This is a genomic window from Jiella mangrovi (genome assembly GCF_017815135.1).
GTDB classification, from domain to species: domain Bacteria; phylum Pseudomonadota; class Alphaproteobacteria; order Rhizobiales; family Rhizobiaceae; genus Jiella; species Jiella mangrovi.
Genome location: NZ_JAGJCF010000015.1, coordinates 110,545 through 135,580, shown reverse-complemented (window position 1 = coordinate 135,580; position 25,036 = coordinate 110,545). Strand labels below are relative to the sequence as shown.

At 65.9% G+C, this 25,036-nt stretch carries 20 protein-coding genes; 14 read left to right on the top strand and 6 right to left on the bottom strand.

Annotation, left to right across the window (positions count from 1 at the left end):
- Window positions 1–293 precede the first annotated feature (293 nt).
- From gndA to J6595_RS17470, 3 genes are all read right to left on the bottom strand, one after another.
- A complete protein-coding gene (gene gndA / locus J6595_RS17480) occupies window positions 294–1,721 on the bottom strand; it encodes an NADP-dependent phosphogluconate dehydrogenase (RefSeq protein ID WP_209596074.1) in 1,428 nt (475 codons plus the stop codon).
- A gap of 90 nt (window positions 1,722–1,811) precedes the next feature.
- Complete coding sequence (locus J6595_RS17475) at window positions 1,812–2,573, bottom strand: ABC transporter permease (protein WP_209596072.1); 762 nt, start codon at window positions 2,571–2,573, stop codon at window positions 1,812–1,814.
- Window positions 2,570–3,514 (bottom strand): ABC transporter ATP-binding protein, encoded by a 945-nt coding sequence (locus tag J6595_RS17470; protein WP_209596070.1) that lies wholly within the window; start codon window positions 3,512–3,514, stop codon window positions 2,570–2,572. Before J6595_RS17470 ends, J6595_RS17475 begins: the two co-directional genes overlap by 4 nt.
- A gap of 359 nt (window positions 3,515–3,873) precedes the next feature.
- On the opposite strand from J6595_RS17470, the gene ypfJ reads away from it, so the two are divergent.
- From ypfJ to J6595_RS17425, 9 genes are all read left to right on the top strand, one after another.
- A complete protein-coding gene (gene ypfJ, locus J6595_RS17465; protein WP_209596068.1) occupies window positions 3,874–4,767 on the top strand; it encodes a KPN_02809 family neutral zinc metallopeptidase in 894 nt (297 codons plus the stop codon).
- A gap of 105 nt (window positions 4,768–4,872) precedes the next feature.
- Window positions 4,873–5,421, top strand: coding sequence for a P-loop NTPase family protein (locus J6595_RS17460; RefSeq protein WP_209596066.1), 549 nt, complete (start codon window positions 4,873–4,875; stop codon window positions 5,419–5,421).
- Window positions 5,422–5,441: 20 nt separating this feature from the next.
- Window positions 5,442–5,819: an endonuclease domain-containing protein gene (locus J6595_RS17455; protein WP_209596064.1), complete on the top strand. Its 378-nt coding sequence runs from the start codon at window positions 5,442–5,444 to the stop codon at window positions 5,817–5,819.
- A 314-nt stretch (window positions 5,820–6,133) separates the two neighbouring features.
- Window positions 6,134–8,482, top strand: a complete 2,349-nt coding sequence (glyS, locus tag J6595_RS17450) for a glycine--tRNA ligase subunit beta (protein WP_209596062.1) — start codon at window positions 6,134–6,136, stop codon at window positions 8,480–8,482.
- A 474-nt stretch (window positions 8,483–8,956) separates the two neighbouring features.
- A complete protein-coding gene (locus J6595_RS17445) occupies window positions 8,957–10,465 on the top strand; it encodes a glycoside hydrolase family 25 protein (protein ID WP_245198683.1) in 1,509 nt (502 codons plus the stop codon).
- A 193-nt stretch (window positions 10,466–10,658) separates the two neighbouring features.
- Entirely contained in the window at window positions 10,659–11,624 is a 966-nt protein-coding gene (locus J6595_RS17440) for an L-threonylcarbamoyladenylate synthase (protein WP_209596060.1), read from the top strand.
- 77 nt (window positions 11,625–11,701) lie between these two features.
- Window positions 11,702–13,165 (top strand): FAD-binding oxidoreductase, encoded by a 1,464-nt coding sequence (locus J6595_RS17435; protein WP_209596058.1) that lies wholly within the window; start codon window positions 11,702–11,704, stop codon window positions 13,163–13,165.
- 180 nt (window positions 13,166–13,345) lie between these two features.
- Window positions 13,346–13,921, top strand: a complete 576-nt coding sequence (locus J6595_RS17430; RefSeq protein WP_209596056.1) for a DUF6101 family protein — start codon at window positions 13,346–13,348, stop codon at window positions 13,919–13,921.
- A 214-nt stretch (window positions 13,922–14,135) separates the two neighbouring features.
- The gene (locus J6595_RS17425; RefSeq protein WP_209596054.1) at window positions 14,136–15,887 is read left to right on the top strand and encodes a caspase family protein; all 1,752 of its coding nucleotides are present in this window, start codon (window positions 14,136–14,138) and stop codon (window positions 15,885–15,887) included.
- A 43-nt stretch (window positions 15,888–15,930) separates the two neighbouring features.
- Here the strand turns inward: J6595_RS17425 and J6595_RS17420 are convergent, their stop codons facing one another.
- Window positions 15,931–16,353: a thiol-disulfide oxidoreductase DCC family protein gene (locus J6595_RS17420; protein ID WP_209596052.1), complete on the bottom strand. Its 423-nt coding sequence runs from the start codon at window positions 16,351–16,353 to the stop codon at window positions 15,931–15,933.
- 105 nt (window positions 16,354–16,458) lie between these two features.
- Window positions 16,459–17,946 carry an ArnT family glycosyltransferase gene (locus J6595_RS17415; protein ID WP_209596050.1) on the bottom strand — a complete coding sequence of 496 codons (1,488 nt, stop codon included), beginning with the start codon at window positions 17,944–17,946 and terminating at the stop codon, window positions 16,459–16,461.
- 279 nt (window positions 17,947–18,225) lie between these two features.
- On the opposite strand from J6595_RS17415, the gene J6595_RS22875 reads away from it, so the two are divergent.
- The 3 genes from J6595_RS22875 (at window position 18,226) to J6595_RS17400 (ending at window position 21,357) form a co-directional block, all read left to right on the top strand.
- Window positions 18,226–19,935 (top strand): glycosyltransferase, encoded by a 1,710-nt coding sequence (locus tag J6595_RS22875; RefSeq protein ID WP_209596048.1) that lies wholly within the window; start codon window positions 18,226–18,228, stop codon window positions 19,933–19,935.
- A gap of 8 nt (window positions 19,936–19,943) precedes the next feature.
- Window positions 19,944–20,276 (top strand): lipid-A-disaccharide synthase N-terminal domain-containing protein, encoded by a 333-nt coding sequence (locus J6595_RS17405; RefSeq protein ID WP_209596046.1) that lies wholly within the window; start codon window positions 19,944–19,946, stop codon window positions 20,274–20,276.
- A 250-nt stretch (window positions 20,277–20,526) separates the two neighbouring features.
- Window positions 20,527–21,357, top strand: coding sequence for a lytic murein transglycosylase (locus J6595_RS17400; RefSeq protein WP_245198679.1), 831 nt, complete (start codon window positions 20,527–20,529; stop codon window positions 21,355–21,357).
- 84 nt (window positions 21,358–21,441) lie between these two features.
- On the opposite strand, the gene J6595_RS17395 is transcribed toward J6595_RS17400, so the two are convergent.
- Window positions 21,442–22,173: a glutathione S-transferase gene (locus tag J6595_RS17395; protein WP_209596044.1), complete on the bottom strand. Its 732-nt coding sequence runs from the start codon at window positions 22,171–22,173 to the stop codon at window positions 21,442–21,444.
- A gap of 223 nt (window positions 22,174–22,396) precedes the next feature.
- On the opposite strand from J6595_RS17395, the gene mepA reads away from it, so the two are divergent.
- Together mepA and J6595_RS17385 are read left to right on the top strand one after the other, a co-directional pair.
- On the top strand, window positions 22,397–23,407 hold the full coding sequence (gene mepA / locus J6595_RS17390; protein ID WP_209596042.1) for a penicillin-insensitive murein endopeptidase: 1,011 nt from the start codon (window positions 22,397–22,399) through the stop codon (window positions 23,405–23,407).
- A 120-nt stretch (window positions 23,408–23,527) separates the two neighbouring features.
- Complete coding sequence (locus J6595_RS17385) at window positions 23,528–24,553, top strand: glucokinase (protein ID WP_209596039.1); 1,026 nt, start codon at window positions 23,528–23,530, stop codon at window positions 24,551–24,553.
- Window positions 24,554–25,036 lie beyond the last annotated feature (483 nt).

Sequence of the window (25,036 nt, the reverse complement as noted above, 5' to 3'; positions counted from 1 at the left end):
CCATTGCCCTGATCCGATCCGCCGCGCCGCACCCCCCTCTGTCCTGCCGGACATCTCCCCCACAAGGGGGGAGATCGATGCTGCCTCGACGGGTCTCCCGCCTTTTGATGGCGGGGAATTGCGTCGATCAAAACGATCGATAGGAGCCGCGACACCACCCCCAGCCGATCTCCCCCCTTGTGGGGGAGATGCCGGCAGGCAGAGGGGGGTGCCTCGGCGCGGCCAGAGCAAAAAGCCCACGAGCGCGACAGCGATGTCCCCTGACCAGCGGACAACCGCTCGAGACGCCAGCCTCACACCGCCGGCCACTTGTGATGCACCGCGCCGTCCGTATCGAAGCGGTGGAAGGTGTGGGCGCCGAAGAGGTCGCGCTGGGCCTGGATGAGGTTGGCGGTGCCTCTCTCCCGGCGATAATCGTCGAAATAGGCGAGCGCGGCCGAGAGCGCCGGCACCGGGATGCCCGCCAGCGAAGCCTTGGCCACCACCCGGCGCAGCGCCGACTGGCCCTTGGCGACGCGGCCGACGAAATCCGGCGACTGCAGGATGTTCACCACCGTGTGGCCCTTGTCGTAGGCCTTGGCGATGTCGTCGAGGAAGTGCGAGCGGATGATGCAGCCGGCGCGCCAGATCTCGGCGATCGTCCCGAGTGGCAGGTTCCATGAATTCTCGTCCGAGGCCGCGGCCATCGCGGCATAGCCCTGGGCATAGGCGATGATCTTCGCCGTCACCAGCGCCGATTCCAGCTCCGACAGGCCCGGCTCGTCGGCGAAGAACTGCGGCTGGCCGGCCTCCACCTTGTCATAGAGCTTGGCCGCATCGGCCCGCTCGGCCCGGCGCGAGGAGAGGCCGCGCGCGGCGACGGCCGCTTCCAGCGTCGTCGCGCCGACGCCGAGCTTTTCGGCCTCGATCACCGCCCAGCGCCCGGTGCCCTTCTGGCCGGCCTCGTCGACGATGACCTCGACCATCGGCTTGTCGGTCTTCGGATCGATCTCGTCGAGATTCACCGCGGTGATCTCGATGAGGTAGGAGGCGAGTTCCCGCGTGTTCCAGTCGCGGAAGATCTCGGCCATCTTCGACGGCTCGAGCTTCAGCCCGTCGCGCATGATGCCGTAGATCTCGGCGATCATCTGCATGTCGGCATATTCGATGCCGTTGTGGATGGTCTTGACGAAATGGCCCGCGCCATCCGGCCCGAGCCAGGCGACGCAGGGCTCGTCCTTGTATTTCGCCGCGATCTTGGTCAGCACCGGCTCGATCAGCGGATAGGAATCCTTCGCGCCGCCGACCATGATCGACGGGCCGTGCCGCGCGCCGAGCTCGCCTCCGGACACGCCCATGCCGATGAATTTGAGGCCGGTTCCCTCGACCGCCTGCGAGCGGCGGACGGTGTCGTTGAAGTCGGCATTGCCGGCATCGACCATCACGTCGCCCTCTTCGAGCAGCGGGCGGATCTTCTCCATCTCGTCGTCGACCGGCTTGCCGGCCGGCACCATGAAGATCGCGACGCGCGGGGTCTTCAGGCTCTTGACGAAGTCCTCCAGAGACTCGGCAGGAAAGATGTTGTCGGCAAGCTCGGGATTGTCATCCTTCACCGCGAAGGCCTTTTCCGCCGTGCGGTTCTGCACGGCCACCTTGAAGCCCTTTTCGGCGATGTTGAGGGCAAGATTTGCGCCCATCGTGCCCATTCCGATCACGCCGATATCGGCTTTCGCATCTGCCATTCTTCGTCTCCTTGGCCGATGACGGCCGCTTCGTGAAGGCCCCTGCGGCGCGCTCGCGCAGGGACGAAATCTCGTCGTGGCGGCCGCTCTCTAGCTTTTCAGCCGCCAGCCTGTCTTGAAGATATAGGTCACCGCCGCAAGCGTTGCCGCCAGAAACACCAGCGTCATGCCCAGACTGACGCCGATCGAGACGTCCGACGAGCCATAGAAGGCCCAGCGAAACCCGCTGATGAGATACACCACCGGATTGACGAGGCTGACGTCCTGCCAGAACTCCGGCAGCATCTTGATCGAGTAGAAGCTGCCGCCGAGAAAGGCGAGCGGCGTGACGATCAGAAGCGGCACGATCTGCAGCTTCTCGAAACCGTCGGCCCAGATGCCGATGATGAAGCCGAACATGGCGAAGGTGACGGCGGTCAGAACGAGAAACAGAACCATCCAGACCGGGTGCTCGATCCTCAGATCGACGAAGAGCGAGGCGGTGAGGAGGATGATCAGCCCGAGCGCGATCGACTTCGTCGCCGCCGCCCCGACATAGCCGAGAACGATCTCGAAGGGCGAGATCGGCGCCGATAGGAGCTCGTAGATCGTGCCGGTGAATTTCGGGAAATAGATCCCGAAGGCGGCGTTGGTCAGGCTCTGCTGCAAAAGCGACAGCATGATCAGGCCGGGCACGATGAAGGCGCCGTAGGACACACCGTCGACCTCCTGGATGCGCGAGCCGATGGCCGCGCCGAAGACGACGAAATAGAGCGACGTCGAGATCACCGGCGAGATCACGCTCTGCATGATGGTGCGGAAGGTGCGGGCCATCTCGAACTTGTAGATGGCGGATACGGCGGTGAGGTTCATGACCGGTCCTCCACCAGATTGACGAAGATTTCCTCCAGCGTCGACTGTTTGGTGGAAAGGTCGCGAAAGCGGATGCCATCTTCGGCAAGTCGGCGGATCAGGGAGGCGATGCCCGTTCGTTCGGCCTTGGTGTCGTAGGAATAGGTCAGCATCGCCCCGTCGTCCGACAGTGAGAGGTCATAGTCGGAAAAGCCCTCGGGCAGCGCAGCAAGCGGCTCCATCAGATGCAGCGTCAGCTCCTTGTGGCCGAGCTTGCGCATCAATTCCGTCTTGTCCTCGACGAGGATGAGTTGGCCCCTGGAGATGACGCCGATCCTGTCGGCCATCATCTCGGCTTCCTCGATATAATGGGTGGTCAGGATGATGGTGACGCCGGCCTCGCTGAGCTTGCGCACCACCTCCCACATGTCGCGGCGCAGCGCCACGTCGACGCCGGCCGTGGGCTCGTCGAGAAAGAGCAGTTGCGGCTCGTGGGAGAGCGCCTTGGCGATCATCACCCGGCGTTTCATGCCGCCCGACAGCGTCATGATCTTATTGTCGCGCTTGTCCCAGAGCGACAGGTCGCGCAGCACCTTCTCGATATGGGCGGGGTCCTTCTTCTTACCGAACAGGCCACGCGAGAAGGAGACCGTGTCGAAGACGCTCTCGAAGGCGTCGGTGGTCAGTTCCTGCGGCACCAGCCCGATCATCGAGCGCACGACCCGGTAGTCCTTGTCGATGTCGCGGCCGTCGACCGTTACCGTGCCGGACGAGCGATTGACGATGCCGCAGATGATCGAGATCAGCGTCGTCTTGCCGGCGCCGTTGGGGCCGAGAAGGGCGAAGATCTCGCCGCGCGCGATCTTCAGGTCGATCGTCTTCAGCGCCTGGAAGCCGCCCTCATAGGTCTTGGAAACCCCGGCGACGGTCAGGATCGGTGATGCGTGGTCGGGTGAAGGCATTTTGATGATGAACCGGGAGGCTGTTTCGGGCCGGGCAGCCCCCGGCGATGGCCAACCGCCACATAGGTGGCGCAGCCCTTGGGGAAAGTGGCCGGACCGTTTCCAACCGGATCACGCCGTCAGCGTGCATGGCAGAATTCCCCGCTGCATCCGATCAAGCCGCAAGGGATCGGAGTTTTGGCGTCAGCAGACTTCGAACCAGCAGACCGGCCGCCATCTTCTGCAGCGAAAATCGCCGGGAACGATCTTTTCGAGCCGGCGGAGGACAAATTCTCGACGGCGCGCTCTATCTGCGCCGGAACAGGGACATCTTCGCCGCGACGCCCGACGCGACGCCGGCATCATTCGGAGAACGACACATGCGGTGGCAAGGGCGGCGACAGTCGAGCAACATCGAGGACCGGCGCGGCGGCGGCGGGTTCGGCGGCGGCGGCGGCGGAATGCGCATTCCGATCCGCGCCGGCGGCGGTGGCGGCATCGGCCTCATCATCATCGCCCTCGTCCTGTGGCTCGGCTTCGGCATCAACCCCCTGGCGCTTCTGGGTATGGCCGATGGCGGCAGCGGCGGAAACTACCAGACGACCCAGCAGCAGGGCCCCGGCGTTTCGGGCACGGCGGACAAGACCGACGACTTCGTCGCGACGGTGCTGGCCGAGACCGAAGACACATGGGGCCGGCGTTTTGAGGCGGCGGGCGAGACCTATCCCAAGCCCACCCTCGTCCTCTTCGACGACCAGGTGCGCTCGGCCTGCGGCATCGCCGGCGCGGCGACCGGTCCGTTCTACTGCCCGAACGACCGGAAGCTCTATCTCGACCTCACCTTCTTCCGGCAGCTGAAAGACCAGCTCGGCGCGCCGGGCGATTTCGCCCAGGCCTATGTGATCGCCCACGAGGTCGGCCATCACATCCAGAACATCACCGGCGTCCTGCCGAAATACAACGAGGCGCGCCAGAACATGTCGGCGGCCGAAGGCAACGCCATGTCGGTGCGCGTCGAACTGCAGGCCGACTGCTATGCCGGCATCTGGGCCCATGACGCCAAGGGCGACGGCATCGTCGAGCCGGGCGACATCGACGAGGCGCTGAACGCCGCCGGCCAGATCGGCGACGACACGCTGCAAAGAAAGAGCCAGGGCACGGTCGTGCCGGACTCATTCACCCACGGCACCTCGGCCCAGCGGCAGAAATGGTTCCGGACCGGCTATGACAGCGGCGAGGTCCGCGCCTGCGACACCTTCTCGGGCGACATCTGAGGCACAGACTGTCTCCTCCCGAGCGGACGGCGATGGCGGCTTGACCGCCCCGCCGCCGCGCGCTTGGATGCAGTGGACGCGTTCGACGGTCGGGAGGTGGGAAGCGTGAAAAGCGCCGAGATCGGCCGCAACGTGATGATCGTCGGCAGCCCCGGAAGCGGCAAGTCCACGCTCGCGCAGCAGATCGGCGCGCGCCTCGGCCTCAGGGTCATCCATATTGACCAGATCTACTGGAAGCCGGGCTGGACGGCCCGCGACAGCGGCGAGCTTCCCGCCCTCGTCACCGAGGCGATCGGCAGCAACGGCTGGGTCTTCGACGGCAACAATTCCCGCACCATGGCACTGCGCGGTGAAAAGGCCGACACGCTCATCTATCTCGACCTGCCCCGCTCCCTGTGCATGCGCCGTGTCTTGAAGCGGATCGCACTCGGATACGGACGGGTCCGGCCGGACATGGCGGCCGGCTGCCCCGAGCGCCTCGACCCCGATTTCCTCAAATGGGTCTGGACCTTTCCCCGCCATTCGGCGCCAGGGCTTGCGGCTTTCTACGAAGCGTTTCCCCGCCGGAAATATCGGCTTTGCTCGACAATGGAGGTTGAGGCGTTTCGGCGCGCGCTGACGAGCGAGGAACGCCATCTTGCGCTGCCGAGTTGAGGCCGTATGCTGGGGGGGGGATGGCGGGGATCGAAAAGTTCAAGCGTCTGAAGGCCAACCAGTTGCGGGCCACTCAGACGGACTGGGAGCGAAAACTCTGGCGACATATGGAGAAGACACCGGTCGACGGGACGCATTTCCGCCGTCAGGTCCCGCTCGGACCCTATATCGTCGATTTCGCCTCACATCGTTTGAAACTGGTCATCGAGATCGATGGCGCGCAGCACGGGCATCCGGCTCACACAAAGGCGGATCTCGAGAGAGATCGGTGGCTCGAATCCGAGGGCTACCGCGTTCTGCGCTTCTGGAACGACGACGTTCGATTTGAACTGAATGCCGTTCTGGACACGATCTTTGCCGCGGTCGAGGAGCGGCGAAGCATGTTGCGCAAAGGCTGACGCCGCAAGATTCAAAGCATCGCCGCATCCTTGACACGACCCTTGGCCTGTCCGAAGAGCGGCGGCACATGATGCGCGGCGGCCGACGCTCCGCCCCACCTCCCCCGCGTGGGGAGGTCGCTGCGAAGCAGCGGGTGGGGGCAGCGGCGGCACCGCGTCGCCCCCCCCCCCCCCCGCCCCCCCCCCCCCCCCCCGGGGGGGGGGGGGGGGGCGGCGTGGGGGGGGGGGGGCCCCGCGGCGGCACCGCTTCACCCCACCCCGGCGCTGACGCGCCGACCCTCCCCATCGAGGGGAGGGTGAGGACCGTCGAGACCATGCCAGACCTTCTGCTCGAACTTCGCTCCGAGGAAATCCCTGCCCGCATGCAGCGCAAGGCGGCGGGGGACCTGAAAAAGCTCGTCACGGACGCGCTCGTCGAGGCGGGCCTGACCTATGAGGGCGCGCGGGAATACTGGACGCCGCGCCGGCTGACGCTCGACATCCGAGGCGTCGACGCCCGGTCAAGGGACGTCGTCGAGGAGCGCAAAGGCCCGCGCACCGACGCCCCGGACAAGGCGATCCAGGGGTTTCTGCGCGGTGCGGGGCTGTCCTCGATCGACGAGGCCAGCGTCCAGTCGGACCCGAAGAAGGGCGAATTCTACGTCGCCCGGATCAACAAGCCCGGCCGCGCGGCCGAAGAGATCGTCGCCGAGGCGATGCCGGGGATCATCCGCGACTTCCCGTGGCCGAAATCGATGCGCTGGGGCCCGGCCTCGGCTGAGCCCGGCTCGCTGCGCTGGGTGCGCCCCTTGCAGTCGATCCTGTGCACCTTCGGCCCGGAGACCGAAGAGCCGGTCGTCGTCGATTTCGAGGTCGGCGGCATCAAGGCGTCGAACCTGACGGCCGGCCACCGCTTTCATGCGCCCGACCCGATCAAGGTGCGCCGCTTCGACGACTATGCGGCGAGCCTGGAAAAGGCCTTCGTCGTTCTCGATGCCGAGCGCCGCAAGGACATCATCCGTCACGATGCGGAAAACCTCGCCTTTGCGAGAGGTCTCGAGGTCGTGCCGGACGAGGCGCTGCTGGAGGAAGTGTCCGGCCTCGTCGAGTGGCCGGTGACGCTGATGGGCTCCTTCGAGGAAGAGTTCCTGCAGATCCCGCCCGAGGTGATCCAGCTCACCATCAAGGCCAACCAGAAGTGCTTCGTCGCGCGGCCCCAAAGCGGGCCGACGGGGGGCGACCAGAGCTCCACCCTTTCCAACGATTTCCTGCTCGTCTCCAACATCGCCGCAAGCGACGGCGGCGCGGACATCGCCCGCGGCAACGGCAAGGTCGTGCGCGCGCGCCTCTCGGACGCCCTGTATTTCTGGCAGACCGATCAGGCCGACCTGCCGGATCTGGAGGCACTGAAGCCGGCGGCCGACAAGCTCGGCCTCGACCTTTCAAAACCGCTCGACCAGCGCATGGCCAAGCTCGACGCCCTGGGCGTGACCTTCCACGCCAGGCTCGGCAGCCAAAGCGAGCGGGTGGAGCGGATCGCGGCGCTCGCCGAGACGATCGCCGGCGCGATCGGCGATCAGGTCAAGGTCCGGATCGACGGCGAGGATGCCGAGCGATCCGAGATCGCGACGGCCGAGTTCAAGCGGCAGGTGCGCCGCGCAGCGCTCCTCGCCAAGGCGGACCTCACCACCGAGGCCGTCGGCGAGTTTCCCGAGCTGCAGGGTCTGATGGGCCGCTATTACGCCGCGCTGCAGGGCGAGCATCCCTCCGTCCAGGCCGCGATCGAGGAGCATTACAAGCCGCTCGGCCCCGGCGATCAGGTGCCGACCGATCCGGTGGCGATCTGCGTGGCGCTCGCTGACAAGCTCGACATGCTGGTCGGCTTCTGGGCGATCGACGAGAAGCCGACGGGTTCGAAGGATCCCTATGCTCTCAGACGCGCGGCGCTGGGCGTGATCCGCATCGTCCTGGAAAACGCGCTGACGCTGCGGCTCGGCTCGATGACGCCGGCGGGCGACCTCCTCGCCTTCTTCCACGACCGTCTGAAGGTGCAGCTGCGCGATTCCGGCGCCCGCCACGATCTCGTCGATGCCGTTCTTTCCGGCGGCGCCGACGCTGCGATCTCCCCCCTTGTGGGGGAGATGCCCGGCAAGGCAGAGGGGGGTGCCTCGGCGCCAACCCCTCAAGACGCGGCGCCCGGCACGCCTCCCTCTGGGCTGCCGCCCATCTCCCCCACGAGGGGGGAGATCAGCCAGTCTCCTAACGACGATCTCCTCGACGTGACCCGCAGGGTCGAGGCGCTCGGCGCCTTTCTCGCCACGGAAGACGGCGCCAATCTCCTCGCCGGGTATCGCCGGGCGGCGAACATCCTTGCCGCCGAGGAGAAGAAGGGCACGGCGATCGCCGAGACGGTCGATCTTTCGATCCTTACCGAACAGGAGGAAAAGCTGCTCGCCGCCGCCGTCGACCGGGCCGAGATCGAGCTCGCCGATGCGCTCGAGACCGCGAATTACGAACAGGCGATGGCGGCTCTTGCCAAGCTCCGCCTGCCGGTCGACGCCTTCTTCGAGACCGTGCTGGTCAATGCCGATGACGAGAAGGTGCGGGCCAACCGCCTGGCCCTCCTCGCCCGCATCCGCTCTGCCTGCGGCAAGGTTGCGGATTTCTCCCGCATTGCCGGCTGACGGACGGCCATCCGAGCGGGGGACGGAGATCCTTCGCCAAGTGGTCATGATTGGACCGACGACGGGACCGCTTGCGATCGGCCGCCGCCCCCGCGGCGCCCCGCTTCCGGCCGAAGCTGAACTGAAGCTTAAGGCCGGAAACGCCGCGGGCTCAGCCTGCCGGTGCCGCGTTTGGTTCCAGGCGCCAATGCGAAACGCCATGACAGCCTCCCCTCGGACCGGATTAACCCTTTGAACAGACTCATTTGTCGAGTTTGCATCAAATTTGCTATTTCGCCCGTTGATGGAGCGGACGACGGGCAACACGGCTCACGAAACGGCAGCTTGTAACAATTCGTGAAGTGACTCGCCCGGAACCTGCCCAATTTGCAGGGGATAGAGACACAGCGAACGATGGTGCGGGAGGCGAAAGCCTCGGGGAACCGCCCCTTCAGTGAAACAAATCGCCAAACGCTTCGAGGGGGCTTCGAAGACATGATGAACCAGGGCGCTGCTTTCGCAGCCGCGATGACTTTCGCGCTGCTTACGGCATACGGCCTCGTATTTGCGAGCGCCACACCCGCGGCCGCTGCGTGGAACGAGCCCTGGAAGGGATCGGACAGGGCGCTCGTCATCGACGCCTATGAGTTCAACCCGATCGATTGGCACGAACTGTCCTCCGACAAGCGGATCGCCGGCTTCATCAACAAGGCATCCGACGGCTTGCCGCCCGAATGGAGCTGCGGCAAGTACAAGGACGACGAATACAAGCTCTGCAAGAACCGTTGGTGGAAATATTCCGTCACCAAGGAGCTTTACATGACCCGCCGGCAGATGGCGAAGATGAAGGGCCTCCTCTGGGGCGCCTATCATCTCGGCCGGCCCGGCAATCCGCGTGAGCAGGCCGATCATTTCGTCGATTTCGCCGAGCCGGCCGACGACGATCTCATCGCCCTCGACATCGAGGACAACACCAGCGAGTGGATGAGCCTGTCCGACGCCGAGATCTTCGCCGACCAGATCAAGATCCGCACCGGCCGCTATCCCGTCCTCTACACCAACGGCTCCACCGCCAAATACATCTCCCAGCACAAGGCCGACTATCCGCTTCTGTCGCGCCTGCCGCTCTGGTATGCCCGCTATCGCGGCAACATCACCGGCAAGTTCCCGGAAGAGACCTGGCCGTCCTATGCGCTGTGGCAGTTCTCCTCGATGCACAACTGCAACAAGCGCTCCTGCCCCTACCGCGTGAAGGGCGCCTCGACGAAGATCGACGTCAATGTCTCGACCTATGACATCGCCGGTCTCCGGAAGGCCTGGCCGTTCAACGAGCTCGTCAAGCAGCCGCAGGACGGCGACGCCGGCACGCTGATCGCCGACGTCTCGAAGGAAACCAAGAATGCCGTCGCCAGTGCCGCATCGCTCGGCGCAAAGCCCGAGACGCCGGTTCCGGGCGCCGCCAACGGCACCCTCCTGGCCGCCTTCGGGCCGGTCGAGCATCATCCGGTGATCGATCCTTTGAAGATGCTGACGGCGATCGCCAAGGATCAGACGAAGAAGGACGTCGCCAAGTCCGACATGGCCGATGAAGGGGCGACGGCCTCGCCGGAAACGGCGCCTGCCGCGAACGACGCAGACGCCCTGGCAGCAAACGTCAAGGCGTTTCACAAGGCCGTGTCGCAGGCCGCAGAAAGCCTGTCGCGGCTGATCGCGCCGCCGGCCGATGCCGCGATCCGGCTTCCCGAGACGTCGCGTCTGGTCGATCCGCAGACGCGCGAGACGACGGGCAATCGCCTGCAGCATTCCCGTGTGATGAAGGTGATCTCGGCTGCCGATGCCGAGCGTCGCGCCAATGCGATGCCGATGCCGGCCCGCATCCTCTCCCAGCTCGGTGTCGATCGCTCCGAGCGTGGCCACCGAGTGCGCCAGCCTCGGACCGATCATTTTGTCGCCCTCGGCACGGTCGACCGCCGGATCCTCGGCGCCTTCGAAGCAACGCGCTGATCGTTTGAACCGACGCAAAACGTCCGGCCGGTCCGTCGGCTTTCCCGGTGTTCGCCACCGGGAACCCGGATCCAACTTTCCGAGATCTCGCTCGCGCCGCAGATCCGTCTGAGATGGCCATAGGCCGGTCAAAGATCGGCGAGGCGCGATCAGCTTCTTTCCTTCCGGCGCCAGGTCTGCGATCCAAGGCGCCATGAAGACCGAAATCCTCCCCCTGACCGACCCTGCCGCCGAGCAACGCGCCGAAACGCTGCTGCGCGACGGCCAGCTCGTCGCCCTGCCGACCGAGACCGTCTACGGCCTTGCCGGTGACTCCGGCTCCAGCAAGGCCGTCGCCGGCATCTTCGAAGCCAAGGCCCGGCCGCGCTTCAACCCGCTGATCTGCCACGTGGATTCGATGAAGATGGCGCGGGAGATCGCCGTCTTCGACGCGCTGGCCGAAAAGCTGGCCACCGCCTTCTGGCCGGGCCCCCTCACCCTCGTCCTGCCGCTGCGCGCCAAGACCGCGGTCCACCCGCTGGCGACGGCCGGGCTCGACACCGTCGCGGTCAGGATGCCCCACGGCGTCGTCGCGAGGCTGGCGGCCAAACTGACACGCCCGATCGTCGCCCCGAGCGCCAATCTTTCCGGCCGCGTGACGGGCACCAGCGCCGAGGCCGTGGCGCGCGGGCTGTCCGGCCGCATCCCGCTGATCCTCGACGGCGGCGCCACCCCCGTCGGCCTCGAATCCACCATCGTGCGACCGGCCGGTGACCGGCTCGTCCTGTTGCGGGCCGGCGGCATCGCGCGGGACGTCCTCGCCGAGGCATCGGGCCTTGCGATCGAGGATCCCGCTGCCGGCGCTGCGATCGCCGCGCCCGGAAGCCTTGCCTCCCATTATGCGCCGACCGGGCGGGTGCGCCTCGACGTTCGCTCGATCGAGCCCGGCGAATTCGTCATCGCCTTCGGCCCCGATCGGCCACAAGGCCTCGAAAACGCGGCCGCGATCGTCAATCTCAGCCCCGCCGGCGATCTCGCCGAGGCCGCCTCGAACCTGTTCGCCGCGCTCTCGGCCTTCGATTCCGCCGATGTCGAGGCGATCGCGGTCGCGCCGATCCCGTCGACCGGCCTCGGGGAAGCGATCAACGACCGCCTGCGACGGGCAGCCGCGCCCCGGTAAAAGTGGCCGAAGCGCGGGTCTTCGCCTCGAACTGCCCGCGCGCTATCTGGCGCTCCACGTCAATGAAGGCAGAGACCATGACCAAGAAAGCCCCCGTCGAACTGCCCGCCGATCCCGACGACGCGCCGCTCTCCGGCGAACTCGTCGCCCGCTTCGCCGCCATCGTCGGCGAGCGCAACGCGATCACGGCACCGCACGACATGGCGCCTTATCTTGCCGAGCCGCGCGGCCTTTTCGATGGCAAGGCGGCGGTTGTGCTGAGGCCTGGAAGCGTCGACGAGGTCGCGGCGATCATGCGTCTTGCCAACGAGACGCGAACGCCCATCGTGCCGCAGGGCGGCAATACCGGGCTTGTCGGCGGGCAGTCGCCGCGCTCGCCCGGGCACATCGCCCTGTCGGTGTCGCGGCTCGACAAGGTCCGCGACATCGACCCGGTCGGACGGACGATCACCGTCGATGCCGGCGTCATCCTGCAAAACGTGCAGGACGCGGCCGAGGAAGCCGGCCTGCTCTTTCCCCTGTCGCTCGGCTCGGAAGGCTCCTGCGAGATCGGCGGCAATCTTGCCTCGAATGCCGGCGGCACCGGGGTGCTTGCCTATGGCAACGCGCGCGAACTGTGTCTCGGCATCGAGGCGGTGCTCGCCTCTGGCGAGGTCTATCATGGCCTGCGGCGCCTCAAGAAGGACAATCGCGGCTATGACATCCGCAATCTCCTCGTCGGCTCGGAGGGCACTCTCGGCATCATCACCGGCGCCGTGATGAAGCTCTATCCACGACCCGCCGGCCGGCAGGTCGCCTATGCCGGCGTCGCCTCGCCGGAACAGGCGCTGGAATTGCTGCGTGTCGCCGAGCGCCATGCCAGCGGCAGCCTCACGGGCTTCGAGTTCATCCCCCGGCTCGGCCTCGACTTCGTCCTGAAGCATATCGAAGGCACGCGCGACCCGATGGGAGAGCCGCACGCCTGGTACGTCCTCGTCGAGATCTCTTCGAGCCGCTCCGAGGAAGACGCAAGCCAGACCATGGAGGCGCTGCTTTCGGAAGGGTTCGAAGCCGGCATCGTCGAGGACGCGGCCATCGCCAAGTCGATCGCCGAGGCCGACGCGTTCTGGCACATGCGCGAGGAGATGAGCTGGGCGCAGAAGCCGGAAGGCGGGTCGATCAAGCACGATGTCGCCGTGCCCGTCGCGCTCGTGCCGGCTTTTCTGAAAAAGGCCGACGCCGCCGTCCTCGCAGCGATCCCCGACGCGCGCATCTGCGCCTTTGGCCATCTGGGCGACGGCAACGTCCACTACAACATTTCCCAGCCGGTCGGCGCCGACACCGACGCGTTTCTGTCGCACTGGCGCGAGATCAACGGCCTCGTCCACGCCGTCGTCGCCGAGATGGGCGGCACCTTCTCGGCCGAACATGGCATCGGCCTTTTGAAGCGCGACGAGCTCGCCCGCACGAAGCCCGCCGCCGAAATGGATCTGATGCGTGGCATCAAGCATCTCTTCGATCCAAACAATATCTTAAACCCCGGAAAGCTTGTTCAGTTTTGATTCAAATTTCTATTCTGATAACCCTCATGGAAGTCAGGAAGACTTAACTGACTTTCTTAGCGCGTGTGAAACAGGCGCTGTCTATTCTGAACCCATCGAAAGGCCGGGGAACACATCGGCCGTCGAAACAGGGATCCCGGGCCGCAAAGCGGCTCTCAGGAGAGACAGAAGGCGTCGCACATGACCATCGCTCAGAACGTAAAGATTTCGACCCGTCCGAACTGGGCCTGCGCGCCCGTCCGGCTCGATCCGAGGGCCTGCGATCGCCACCAGAGCTTCGTGACTTTCGAAGACGGCGAAGAGGTTACCTATCGCGTCGACAGTCGAGGCGCGGTGATCCGCCGCATCCTCGAAGGCTGCGGCCTGCCGATTTCCATCGCCCTTCCGTCCCGCGCCTTCCGTGGCATCGCCGCACGGGCGCTGGAGACAGCCGAGGGCGAGGTGACCGTCACGCTCGAACTCTATCATGACGACCCGAAATGCACCGTGCCGCTCCTCGTGGCGAACGATCTCTTCGACGTCGCCGCCGACTGGCGCGGCTGGTCGGATCTCTTCGGCCTGCCGATGCTGATGATCGAGGCGGACGGCCGCGTCGTCTCGCTCGAGGAGACGGTCGGCCAGCTTCGCTCGGCCCAGCCGGCCTCGCGCCGCGCCGCGCCGCATCGCCAGCGCCGCCCGCGCTTTCTGGCAAGGCGCAAGCCCGGCCTCGGCATCCGCATGATCGTTTCGGGCGAAGAGATCATCGCCCGCCGCTGAGTTGCCGGCGTCCCGGCGGGGCGCATCGACGTCACGACTTCGGGCCCGTCAGCGGGCTCGCCTCCTCCAGTCGAACTCTGACCGCCCCTCCGCAAGGAGAGGGCGGTTTTTTGCATTGGCAGCAGCAATCTTCGATTGAATCGTGCGGTAAACGACTGTACCATTGCGTGTATTCTTTTACATCATTCGCCCATGACGCGAGGAGAGGACAGCCATGAGTGATCGAAACGGTGTCATTCGCCGTCTGGCGCGATTGAGAGGCTCGATCGGCCCCGGCAAGCCGGCACAATCTACCCGCGACAAGCCGCCTACCCGCGACAAGCCGCGCGGCCTCGCGGCGCCGTTCAAGCGCGGCTGTCTGGCAGCGCTCATCGCCGGCATTGTCGGTGTCTTCGCCGGCCCCGCGATCGAGGAGGCCCGCGCCGCGACGCCGGAGCGGCGGGTCGCCCTCGTCGTCGGCAACAGCGCCTATCAGCACACGGTGACCCTCGAAAATCCCTCCCGCGATGCGCGCGCCGTCTCCCAGAAGCTGCAAAATCTCGGCTTCGAGGTGATCGAGGGCATCGACCTCGGCAAGGTCGAGATGGACGCCAAGATTCAGGACTTCGCCAAGTCGGTGCGCGGCGCCGATGTCGGCCTGTTCTTCTATGCCGGCCACGGCATGCAGGTGAACGGCAAGAACTATCTGGTTCCGATCGACGCGGCCTTCGAGGATCCGTCCGATCTCGATTTCCGCGCTGTCTCGCTGGACACGATCAACCGGCAGCTGCGCTATGACGTCGCCGTGCGGCTCGTCGTGCTCGACGCCTGCCGGGACAACCCGCTGTCGCGCTCGCTCGCCCGATCGCTGAAGGGCGTCAGCCGCTCGGCCAAGGTCTCCGACGGCCTCGCCAAGATCGACATCGGCGGCGACGGCGGCGAAGGCACGGCGATCATCTATGCCACCAGCCCCGACGAGGTCGCCTATGACGGCGAGGGTACGTCCCATTCGCCCTTCACCCAGGCGCTGCTCGACCAGATCGACGCGCCGGACACCGACATTCAGGTCGTCATGTCCCGGGTGACCGGTCAGGTGCTGGAGACCACCAAGAACCAGCAGCGGCCCTGGATCAACGCCTCGCTCACCGGCGAGGTCTATCTCAACCCGAATGCGACGAAGGTCGCCTCACTGGAGCCGACCACCGCGCTCTCCTCGGCGGTGGAGGCCTCCGCGCCCAGCCTCGTCCCGTCGGCCGCGACGACCACGCGCAGCGGCGACGATGCCGAAACGCTGCAGCGCGAGACGGCGCTCTACAGCCTCGCCCGCGACTCCGGCCAGCGCGTCGATTACGAAGCCTATCTGGAAACCTTCCCGAACGGGCTTTATGCCGCCAACGCCCGCAAGCAGATCGCCCGGCTGCCCGTCCGCGCCAACGGCAACGTCGTCGCCAGCCTCGGCAATGACGGCGCGATGGGATCGTCGGGCAATCTCCAGGCCGGCCTGCCCGGCAGCGCCAACTCTGTCGGCAGCAGCGCCACTTCCCAGATGCTGTCCGGGGAAGGCACCGAGGCGATGCTCGGCCTTGATCGCGGCAAACGCAAGGAGGCCCAGCTCCGGCTCAATCTTGCCGGCTTCAACTGCGGCACCCCGGATGGCGCCTTCGGACCGAACACCCGCAAGGCCATCGTCGCCTGGCAGAGCGCCCGAGGCGTGCATGTCAGCGGCTATCTCAACCAGCCGCAATACGACCTCCTCGTCAGCCAGACCCAGGCCGCGCTCGCCGCCTACACCCCGCCGGCCCCGCCCAAGGCGCGGTCCGTCACGCCGCGCCGCGAAACCCGCAAGGCCGTTTCGACCCGGCGCAGCAATTCCAAGCCCCGCGTCGTCCGGCGCGTCTCGCCCCGCCGCAGCGGCGGCGATCCTGCCGCGGCGGCCTTCTTCGGCGGCCTCGTCGGCGGCGTCATCGGCGGCGCGATCGGCCGCTGATATCCGGGCGCAACCCGTCGCCCGGCATCCAATCGGGCAGACGTCAGAGTTCGGTGACGATCCTCGTTGCAAGGCCTGCGGGTGGAAGCTCGCAGGCCTCGTGCTGTCCGAAGATCCGATAGCGGTTGCGCGCGATCAGCCGGTAGAGCGGATCGCGCAGCATTGTTGGGACCGCGAAGCCGATTCTCGTCCATGTCCAGCCCGGCAGGGGCGAAAGGACGGCGAGCACCGCGTCGGATTGGAAATAGGCGATCTTGTCGATCACGACGGCGTTGGTGTCTGGATCGGCCGGGTCGATTGCCAGCGCCTCGGCCATCGCCGCGCCATAGGCCGACTGGATCGGCGTGAAGCGGAACCGGCGCGTCGCATCCCGCCTGGCGACGAAGCGAACCCAGCCCGAGCACAGGACGCAGACGCCGTCATAAAGGATCACGCCGTTGTCCGGCCATGGCGATACCTGCCTCATCGGTCCTCCTGCGTCGTCAACGACATGGCCAAAGAGACCCGAACCGCCGGCCGGCGTCCCGTCATGCGCATTCGGGCGCCCGGCAGGCTCTATCGTCGGCGACGTTCACTCGCCTGATGGCTGCCCGTCAACGTCAACCGAAGCTGCGCCATTGAAACCATAAACCGGCATCGTCCCGTCCCTGGCGGCATAGATCGGCGCATCGACGGTCGCGACGGGCGAGGCGCCCAGACGCTTGAGATCGTCGGCGCCGAAACCGAAGAGCAGCGTGCCCTGACGCGCATCGTCGCCGTCCCAGGGCCGGTCGAGCTGGAACTGGTCGGTGGGGCTCTCGCCCTTCGGCAGATAGCCGAGCACCTGGAGATCGCTGTCGCGCAAGGCATAGGCGACACCCGCCGTCAGCGCCCGTCCCTCGACGACGATGCGCGTGGACCCCGTCTTTTGCGCCAGCGCCGCGAGGCTCTCGCCGGTCACCTGCCAGCCGGCGAGCTGGCGCAGCTGCTTGCCGGCGCCCGGCGCATCGGCCGGATCGAAAAACGCCGTGCCCAGAAGAATGACCAGTGAGACGAGGCCGCAGACGATCAGATTCGTCCAGAAGAAGAAGCGCCAGCGATGACGGACGACCAGCGCCGTCGCGACGATCACGCCCGCCGGATAGGCCGTGGCGCCCCAGTTGACGTTGGCCTGGGCGAGGAAGCCCTGGATGGTGATGGCGAACAGGATCGGCCATGACAGGATCATCAGAAGCACGTCGGTGCGCGGCTTTTCGGTTCGTGCCCGCAAGAACAACGCGTTCAGCATCGCCCCGAAGATCACCGGCCCGGCGATGCCGAACTGCGCGCCGAAGAACTCGAAGCCCTTGCTGGCGTTGAGCCGCGACAGGCTCCAGCCGATATTGTCGTTCGCCGTATGCTCGAAGGTCGCAAAACCGTTGAGCGCGTTCCAGATCAGGTTGGGCGCGATCAAAAGCAGCATGATCGCAAGGGCGAGAAGGCTCTCGCGCCGGAACAGCCGACGTCGAAATTCGGGCATCATCGCGCCGGCCAGCGCGACCAGCACCGGCAGATAGATCATCGCATATTTCGCGTTGAGACCGAGCCCGGCGGCGACGCCGAAGAGAAGGGCAGGCTTCAGGCCGGGTTTGTCGATCTGCAGAAAGACGGCGAACAGCGCCAGGCTCCAGAAGAACAAGAGCAGCGGATCGGTGGTGATCAGGAAGGACGAGACCGCGATGCCCGGCATGATCACGAAGAAGATGCCGGTCCAGAACCCCGTCCCCGCCCCGTAGAGCCGCGCCGCCAGAAGCGCAAGGACGAAGGCCGTGCCAGAATTGACCAGCGGCACGATCGAGCGCACGCAGGCCGCGCCCGTGCCGCAGACCTTCGTCTCGGCGGCAATCACCCAGGCGACGAGCGGCGGCTTGGTAAAATAGCCGAAATCGAAATGCTGCGCCCAAAGGACATACTGGGCTTCGTCAAAACCGAGCTCGCTCGGCGACAGGAACAGCGCTACCAGGCGCAGAAGCGCGATCGCGGCGAGGAGAAGAGCGAGAAAAGCCAGACCGAAGGAGCGGTCCTGTAACCGATCCGCCACGCTGGCTCGCCGATCGTCGGCGGTCGTGGGAAGTGTCATATTTGCTTGCGATTGGCTCGTTAGAGGCCGCCGAACTCGTGATATGCGATGCCAAGCCCTCAGGCGAAGGACCGCGACTGGCGCTTGATGCCAGTCCTATCGCATCGGCCCGGAAATCGGAATCGGTTTTCAAAAAAGCACGATGGGGCGTTTGGAAAACTTGGGGTATCGGCCTGTGTCCGATAGAGGCAGGGCGCTCGACCCGCCCCAAGGCGATGGCAAATGCAAGGAAAGACGTGAATGGACGCAGGAGCCGACACCTTTCCCCGGCTGCCCGGCCGCTCCGGCGGATCGGCAGACGGCAGCAGGGCGGCCGTCTGCCTTCGCTTCGTCCGGCGCCGCCCCCTGGTTTTCCTGACGATCGTCCTTGCCGTCGTCAGCGTCTTCTTCCTGAGCTTTCCCGGCATCGACATTCTGGTCAGCGGGCATTTCTACCGGGCCGGGCTCGGCTTTTCGGGCGCCGAAGACTTCGACGTCAGGCTGGTTCGCAAGTTCGGCAACTGGATGACCGGCGCGGCGCTAGGCTTCAGCCTCCTCGCCGTCGTCGCGGGGCTGATGGTGCGGCCGCCGCGCTGGCTCCTGAAACCGAGCGAAGGGCTTTACGTCATCGCGGTCTACGTGATCGCGCCCGGGCTGATCGTCAACGCCATCCTGAAGAACACGCTCGGCCGTGCCCGCCCCCGCTCACTCCTCGAATTTGGCGGCAGCCTGGACTTCACGCCGGTCTGGCAATTCTCCGACCAGTGCAGCCGCAACTGCTCGTTCTCGTCGGGCGAGGCGGCCTCGGCCGCGGCGGTCATGGCGCTATTCTTCGTCATCCCGAGGCAGGACCGCCTGCCGATCGGCCTTGGCCTGGCAGCGATCGCCGCCACGGTCTCGCTCGCCCGGATCGCCGCGGGAGGACACTTCCTCTCCGACGTCCTCGTCTCCTGGATCATCACCCTTTCGACCATCGTCCTTTTGCGGCCGGTCTTCCTCGGTGCCCGGGGCGAGCGGATCGACAGGAATTTCGCGCAGCTGCGCTCGAGGCTTCGCGGCGGTGCCGTCGTTACCGGCTCCGCCCCCTCCCCCGGCCGTAACTGTAACGGCGTCGAAGCGGCGCGCTTTTCTGACGCGACCGGTCGATCAGATTATGATAAGGCGCCGGCGATGGATGCCTTTTCGACAACAAACCCGACCACCTCCGAGATTTCGGCCACCACCCGGCGACGCAGATTCGTCAAGGTGAGCGTCGTCGTGCCCGCCAAGAACGAAGCGGAAAACCTTTCCGTGCTCGTCCCCGAGATCGCGGCGGCGCTTGCCGGGCGCGACCACGAGATCGTCGTCGTCGACGACGGCTCGACGGACGACACGCCAGGGATGATCGAGACGCTGCGCGGCGACGGCATGGCGGTCCGGCACATCCGGCACGAGCGCTCCGCCGGACAGAGCCGCGCGGTGCGCACGGGCGTTCTTTGCGCCGATGGCGACTGCATCGTGACCATCGACGGCGACGGGCAGAACGATCCGGCCTTCATTCCCGCCATGGTCGATCTGCTCGAATCACGCGACGAGACCTGCGGCCTCGTCGCGGGCCAGCGCGTCGGGCGCACCGACAGCTTTACCAAACGCCTGTCCTCGAAAGCGGCCAACCGCCTGCGGACCGCGATCCTGAACGACGCGACCCGCGACACCGGCTGCGGCCTGAAGGCGGTGCCTGCCGAGCTGTTCCGCAAGCTGCCCTATTTCGACGGCTGGCATCGTTACCTGCCGGCTCTCGTCCTTCGGGAGGAACGCACGATCGCCCATCTCGACGTGAAAGACCGCCAGCGCCGCTTCGGCCAGTCGAACTACGGCATCTTCGACCGGGCGGCCCGCGGCGCACTCGATCTCTTCGGCGTGTGGTGGATCATTCGTCGTGGCCGCAGAACCCCCGGACACGTCGAAGACGTGACGGCCACCAAGGAGTAGAAAGACCGATGTGGTCCTTCATCCAGCATGTCTTCATCGACCAGTTCAATCTGTGGATCGCTCTCGGCTTCTTTGCCCAGGCAATGTTCACCGCAAGGTTCCTGATCCAGTGGATCGCCTCGGAGCGGGCCCGCAAGTCCGTGGTGCCGGTCGCCTTTTGGGGCTTTTCGCTGGTCGGGGGGGCGCTTTTGCTCGTCTATGCCCTGCATCGGCGTGATCCCGTCTTCATCCTCGGACAGGCCGCCGGCCTCGTCATCTACACGCGCAACCTGATGCTGATTGCCGGCGAGAAGAAGCGCGCCTTGGCCGAGACCGAAAATCTCGAAATACCGAGTTCGTGAGCAGTTGAACGAGAAACTTCATCAGTTCGCCCGACTGTCGCCGCTTTCGGTGGCAATGCATACTTCGCGTTAATGACGATACGCCGAAGCCGATGTAGTAACAGGCCGAAAGCCGCTACAGTGTTTCGTAAAGTTTCCAGAGCGATCTCCGTGGAAGGGGCCCGACGGCCTCGAAGCGACGGCCCGAGCGGGCCGACGGCCGCAAAGACCGCCGAAATTGAACCCCCTCGAGAGGAGAGATAGTCCCAACATGCTCCGACGCAAACAATTCATGAGCCTTGCTCTTTCCGGCCTGACCGCCCTCATGCTCGGCGCCGCGGCCGTTCCCGCGAACGCCGCCCAGTGCGGCAACTCCGCTGCCGGCTTCGACCAGTGGAAGCAGCAGATGGCTCAGGAGGCGGCGCGCGCAGGCATTTCGCAGCGGACCATCCAGTCGGCGCTGATGCCGGCCCAGTATTCGCGCAAGGTCATCAGCCTCGATCGCAACCAGCATTCGATGAACCTGTCGCTCGACGCGTTCATGAAGCGGCGCGCACCTGCCTCCTTCGTCTCCAAGGGCAAGCGAATCATCCGCCAGAATGCCGGCCTCTTGAACTCGATCGAGAAGCGCTACGGCGTGCAGAAGGAAGTGCTCGTCGCGATCTGGGGCATGGAGACCGGCTTCGGCGCCAATTCCGGCAACATGCCGGTCTTCTCTTCGCTGGCCACGCTGTCCTACGACTGCCGCCGTTCGGCCTTTTTCACCGAAGAGCTCCTGGCGGCCATGGCGATCGTCGATCGCGGCGACATGTCCCCGAACCAGATGCGTGGCGCCTGGGCCGGCGAGATCGGCCAGACCCAGTTCCTCGCCAAGAACTATCTGCGCTTTGCAGTGGATGGCGACGGCGACGGCCGACGCGACCTGATCCGCTCCAAGGCGGACGTCCTTGCCTCGACGGCAAACTTCCTGCGCCAGCACGGCTGGCGTCCGGGCGCCGGCTATCAGCAGGGCCAGCCGAACTTCGCCGTGCTTCGCGAGTGGAACCGTGCCGGCGTCTACCAGAAGGCTCTCGCCCTGTTCGCCTCGCAGCTCGCCAACTGACGACAGGCGGGCCGGGCCTTTCGGCACCCGATCCGTTTCACGACGACCGCAAGGGTCCGGCGCCGCCGCGCGCCGGGCCCTTTCTCATTCGTCGTCGAGTTCGCGGTAGTGGCGGAAAATGCCGTCCTCGTTGAAGGCGATGCGCCTGTCGCTGGCGAGATAGGCCGCGACACGCTCAACCATCGCGACCTGTTCGCACAGCCGCGCGACCATCGGAAACGCGGGCATCAGGCTCTTCATCCTGCGGGGAAAGGCATAGCCGAGACCGGCGACGGTCTGGAACAGGCCGAGATCCGCATAGCTCAGCCGATCGCCGACGAGATGCTCCGGCCCGCTCGGGTTCCCACCCAGAAGCGCCTCGTACCAGCTAAGATATTTGGCGACCCGCTCGTTGCGGAAGCCCTCGGCTCTTCGCAAGGCTTCGTCCCTTTGATCCTCGTAGTAGAGCGCCACGCCGACCGGGTGGTGGGTGTCGTGCGCTTCGGCGACGAAATCCGCCGTCGTGGCCGCGATGGTGCGCGCGAAGAGACGGTCCCGCTCTTCAAGAGGCGCCAGATCGTGGCGCTCGCCGAGATAGGAAACGATCACCGCCGTCTGCGCTATCAGCACGTCGCCATCGACGAGGAAGGGCGGCGCCAAAGGACGCTGCGGCCCCTCATCACCCCGCATGTGAGCGAACATCGCCTCGACGCCGCCGCCCTGCGACACATCGAGCCGCGCCACGTCGCGATATGAAACACCGGCGGCCTCCAGAACAAGACGGACATATTCGCCGCGCCCCTGGATCGCGGGCCAGTAGTAGAGATCATAGGTCATCGCTCGTCCCTTCGGCCTGCTGCGCGGATCATCGCAACTTGGTAAGGATTTCGTCGCATTTTCAGACAATTCGTCGTCTTGAGTAAAGTCCGCCGCCTGCTGGGCGAGAGCCGCGAATCATGCAGGGCGCAGCGAAGCTTCGCATGGCGCGAAGACCGGGACCGATCCTGCGGCCCCGGGCATATGGGGACAGGACGACGGCACCGCGTCGGAAGGACATGTCATGAAACTGCGAAGGCTTCTTCTTCTGTGCGGAGCGGCACTTTATGCCGGCATGTGCCTTGCGCCCGGGGCGTCGCATGCCGAAACGCCGGCAAAGCTCCTGTTCTCCGCCGAAAGAAGCCCGTCGGCCGGCCAGACGCAAAGCATCGGCTTCTACTCCGATGGCTGCATTGCAGGCGCCGCTGCATTGCCGGCGGACGGCGAGAACTGGCAGGTGATGCGCCTGTCGCGCAACCGCCGCTACGGCCACCCGGCGACGATCGCGCTGATCGAGAGAATTGCCGCACAGGCGGCCCGGACGGGCGTGTGGCCCGGTCTTCTCGTCGGCGACATTTCGCAGCCGCGCGGCGGACCGATGGCCTCCGGCCACGCCTCGCATCAGGTCGGGCTCGACTTCGACGTCTGGCTGCAGCCGATGCCCTCCCCCCGGCTGAGCGCGCAGCAGCGCGAGACCTATCCGTTTCGCTCGGTCCTGCGAAAGGGCACCTTCACCGTCGACGACCGGATCTGGAATTCGCATTACCGCGATCTCATCAAGATCGCGGCGTCGCAACGCGAGGTCCAGCGGATCTTCGTCAATCCCGGCATCAAGAAGAAACTGTGCGAGACGGCGGGGCGCGATCGCGCGTGGCTCTCCAAGGTGCGCCCCTATTACGGGCATGACGAGCACTTCCATGTCCGGCTTTTCTGCCAGCCGGGATCGACCGACTGCAAGCCGCAGCCGGCGGTCGGCAGCGGTGACGGCTGTTCGGAGCTTAGCTGGTGGTTCAACGTCGCGCTGCAACCGCCGAAGCCGAAAAAGCCCGGCGCCAAGCCGCCGAAGCCGAAGCCGCCGCTGACGCTTTCCGGCATGCCGGCCGCCTGCCGGGCCGTCCTGAGCGCCCCGGTTAAAGGATCAGAGGCGGTTGCCGCCGGCTCGGGCGCCGGGGTTTCGTCGCCCGCCAGCTATTCGGCCGCCTACGCGCCGCCGGCAAGCGCGGTACCCGTCCCGACGCCGCGCCCGCTGCGGTGATGGAAGGTCCGGCGACTGCGCCTCGAAAGGAGCGGCGGATTTGCAAACTGCGCTTTGCCTTCGCCTCGGCAATGTCCTATGTCGAGCACGATGCAAATCGATTGAAACGGCGGGCACGAGATGGCAGCGAAGAGCGATGCGAGCACGACGCTTAATTTCCCGGTTCTGATCGGGGATATCGGCGGGACGAACGCGCGGTTTGCCATCATCGTCGATGCCAATGCCGCGCCAAAGATGTTTCCGGTCGTCCAGACGGCCGACTTCGAGAATATCGACGAAGCGATCCAGGCGACGGTCCTCGACAAGACCTCGCTGCAGCCCAAATCGGCCGTTCTCGCCGTTGCCGGGCCGATCGACGGCGACGAGATCGACCTCACCAATTGTCCCTGGATCGTCCGCCCGAAGGCGATGATCGAGGGTCTCGGTATCTCGGAGATCATCGTTCTCAACGATTTCGAGGCACAGGCCCTGGCGATTTCCTCGCTCAAGGAAGAGGCGCGCACGCAGATCGGCGGCGGCGTCATCCGCGAAGGCGCGAGCCGCGCCGTTCTCGGCCCCGGCACGGGGCTCGGTGTCGCCGGGCTCGTCCGCGCCCGCAACATGTGGATCCCGGTGGCGGGCGAAGGCGGCCATATCGACATTGGCCCGCGCACCGAACGCGACCTTCAGATCTGGCCGCATCTGCAGACGATCGAGGGCCGCGTGTCCGGCGAGCAGATCCTCTGCGGCCGCGGGCTCGTCAATCTCTACCGCGCCATCTGCGCGGTGAAGGGCAACGCACCCTCCCTCGACACGCCGCAGTCGATCACCGAAGCGGCGATCAACCGCATGGATCGCGAGGCCGAGGAAGCGGTCGATCTCTTTGCGACCTATCTCGGGCGGATCGCCGGCGACATCGCCCTCGTCTTCATGGCCCGTGGCGGCGTCTTCATCGGCGGCGGCATCTTCCAGCGCCTGATCCCGGTGGTGAAGAAGGACCACGTGCGCGCCGCCTTCGAGGACAAGGCTCCCCACAGCGAACTGATGCGGGAGATACCGCTCTATGTGGTGACCGAGCCGCTCGCCGCCCTTGCCGGCCTTGCGACCTTCGCGCGGACGCCGCGCTTCTTCGGCCTCGAGACGACCGGCCGCCGCTGGATCGGCTGACGCCCTGCGTCAGGTGCAATGCCGGCCGGTGCAATGTCGGACGGATCGGCCTGCCGATCGAGGGTGATGACGCATGGCGCGGCCGGTTCGAGACCGACGTGCCCTGCCCCTTTGCAGCAATCGTTGCCGCTTCGCCAGGATTGCCAATGTTCGCGGAGAACGGAACGCCGGCCTGATAACGTCATGATCGGGCATTGGCCGTCGAGCCGGCTACGGCAATTCAAAAGTTTGGAGCGCCGAGCGAAAAAATGGAATCCGGTTTTTCGATAAGCCGGCGCGCCCGATAGAATCTACAGCACCGGACGATGCGAAGTTATCGCCGGGTGCTGTAGAGCATTCGTTGATCGTCCACTCGGACGCACGGCGTTCTAACGAGAACGGCACAGATCGAGTGCCTGACATTCCGGGATCAGGCGTCCGCTTTCATCGCGTTCGTCATGCTCGGGCCCCGTCCCGAGCATCCAGTGCGCCGATTCAGCCTCT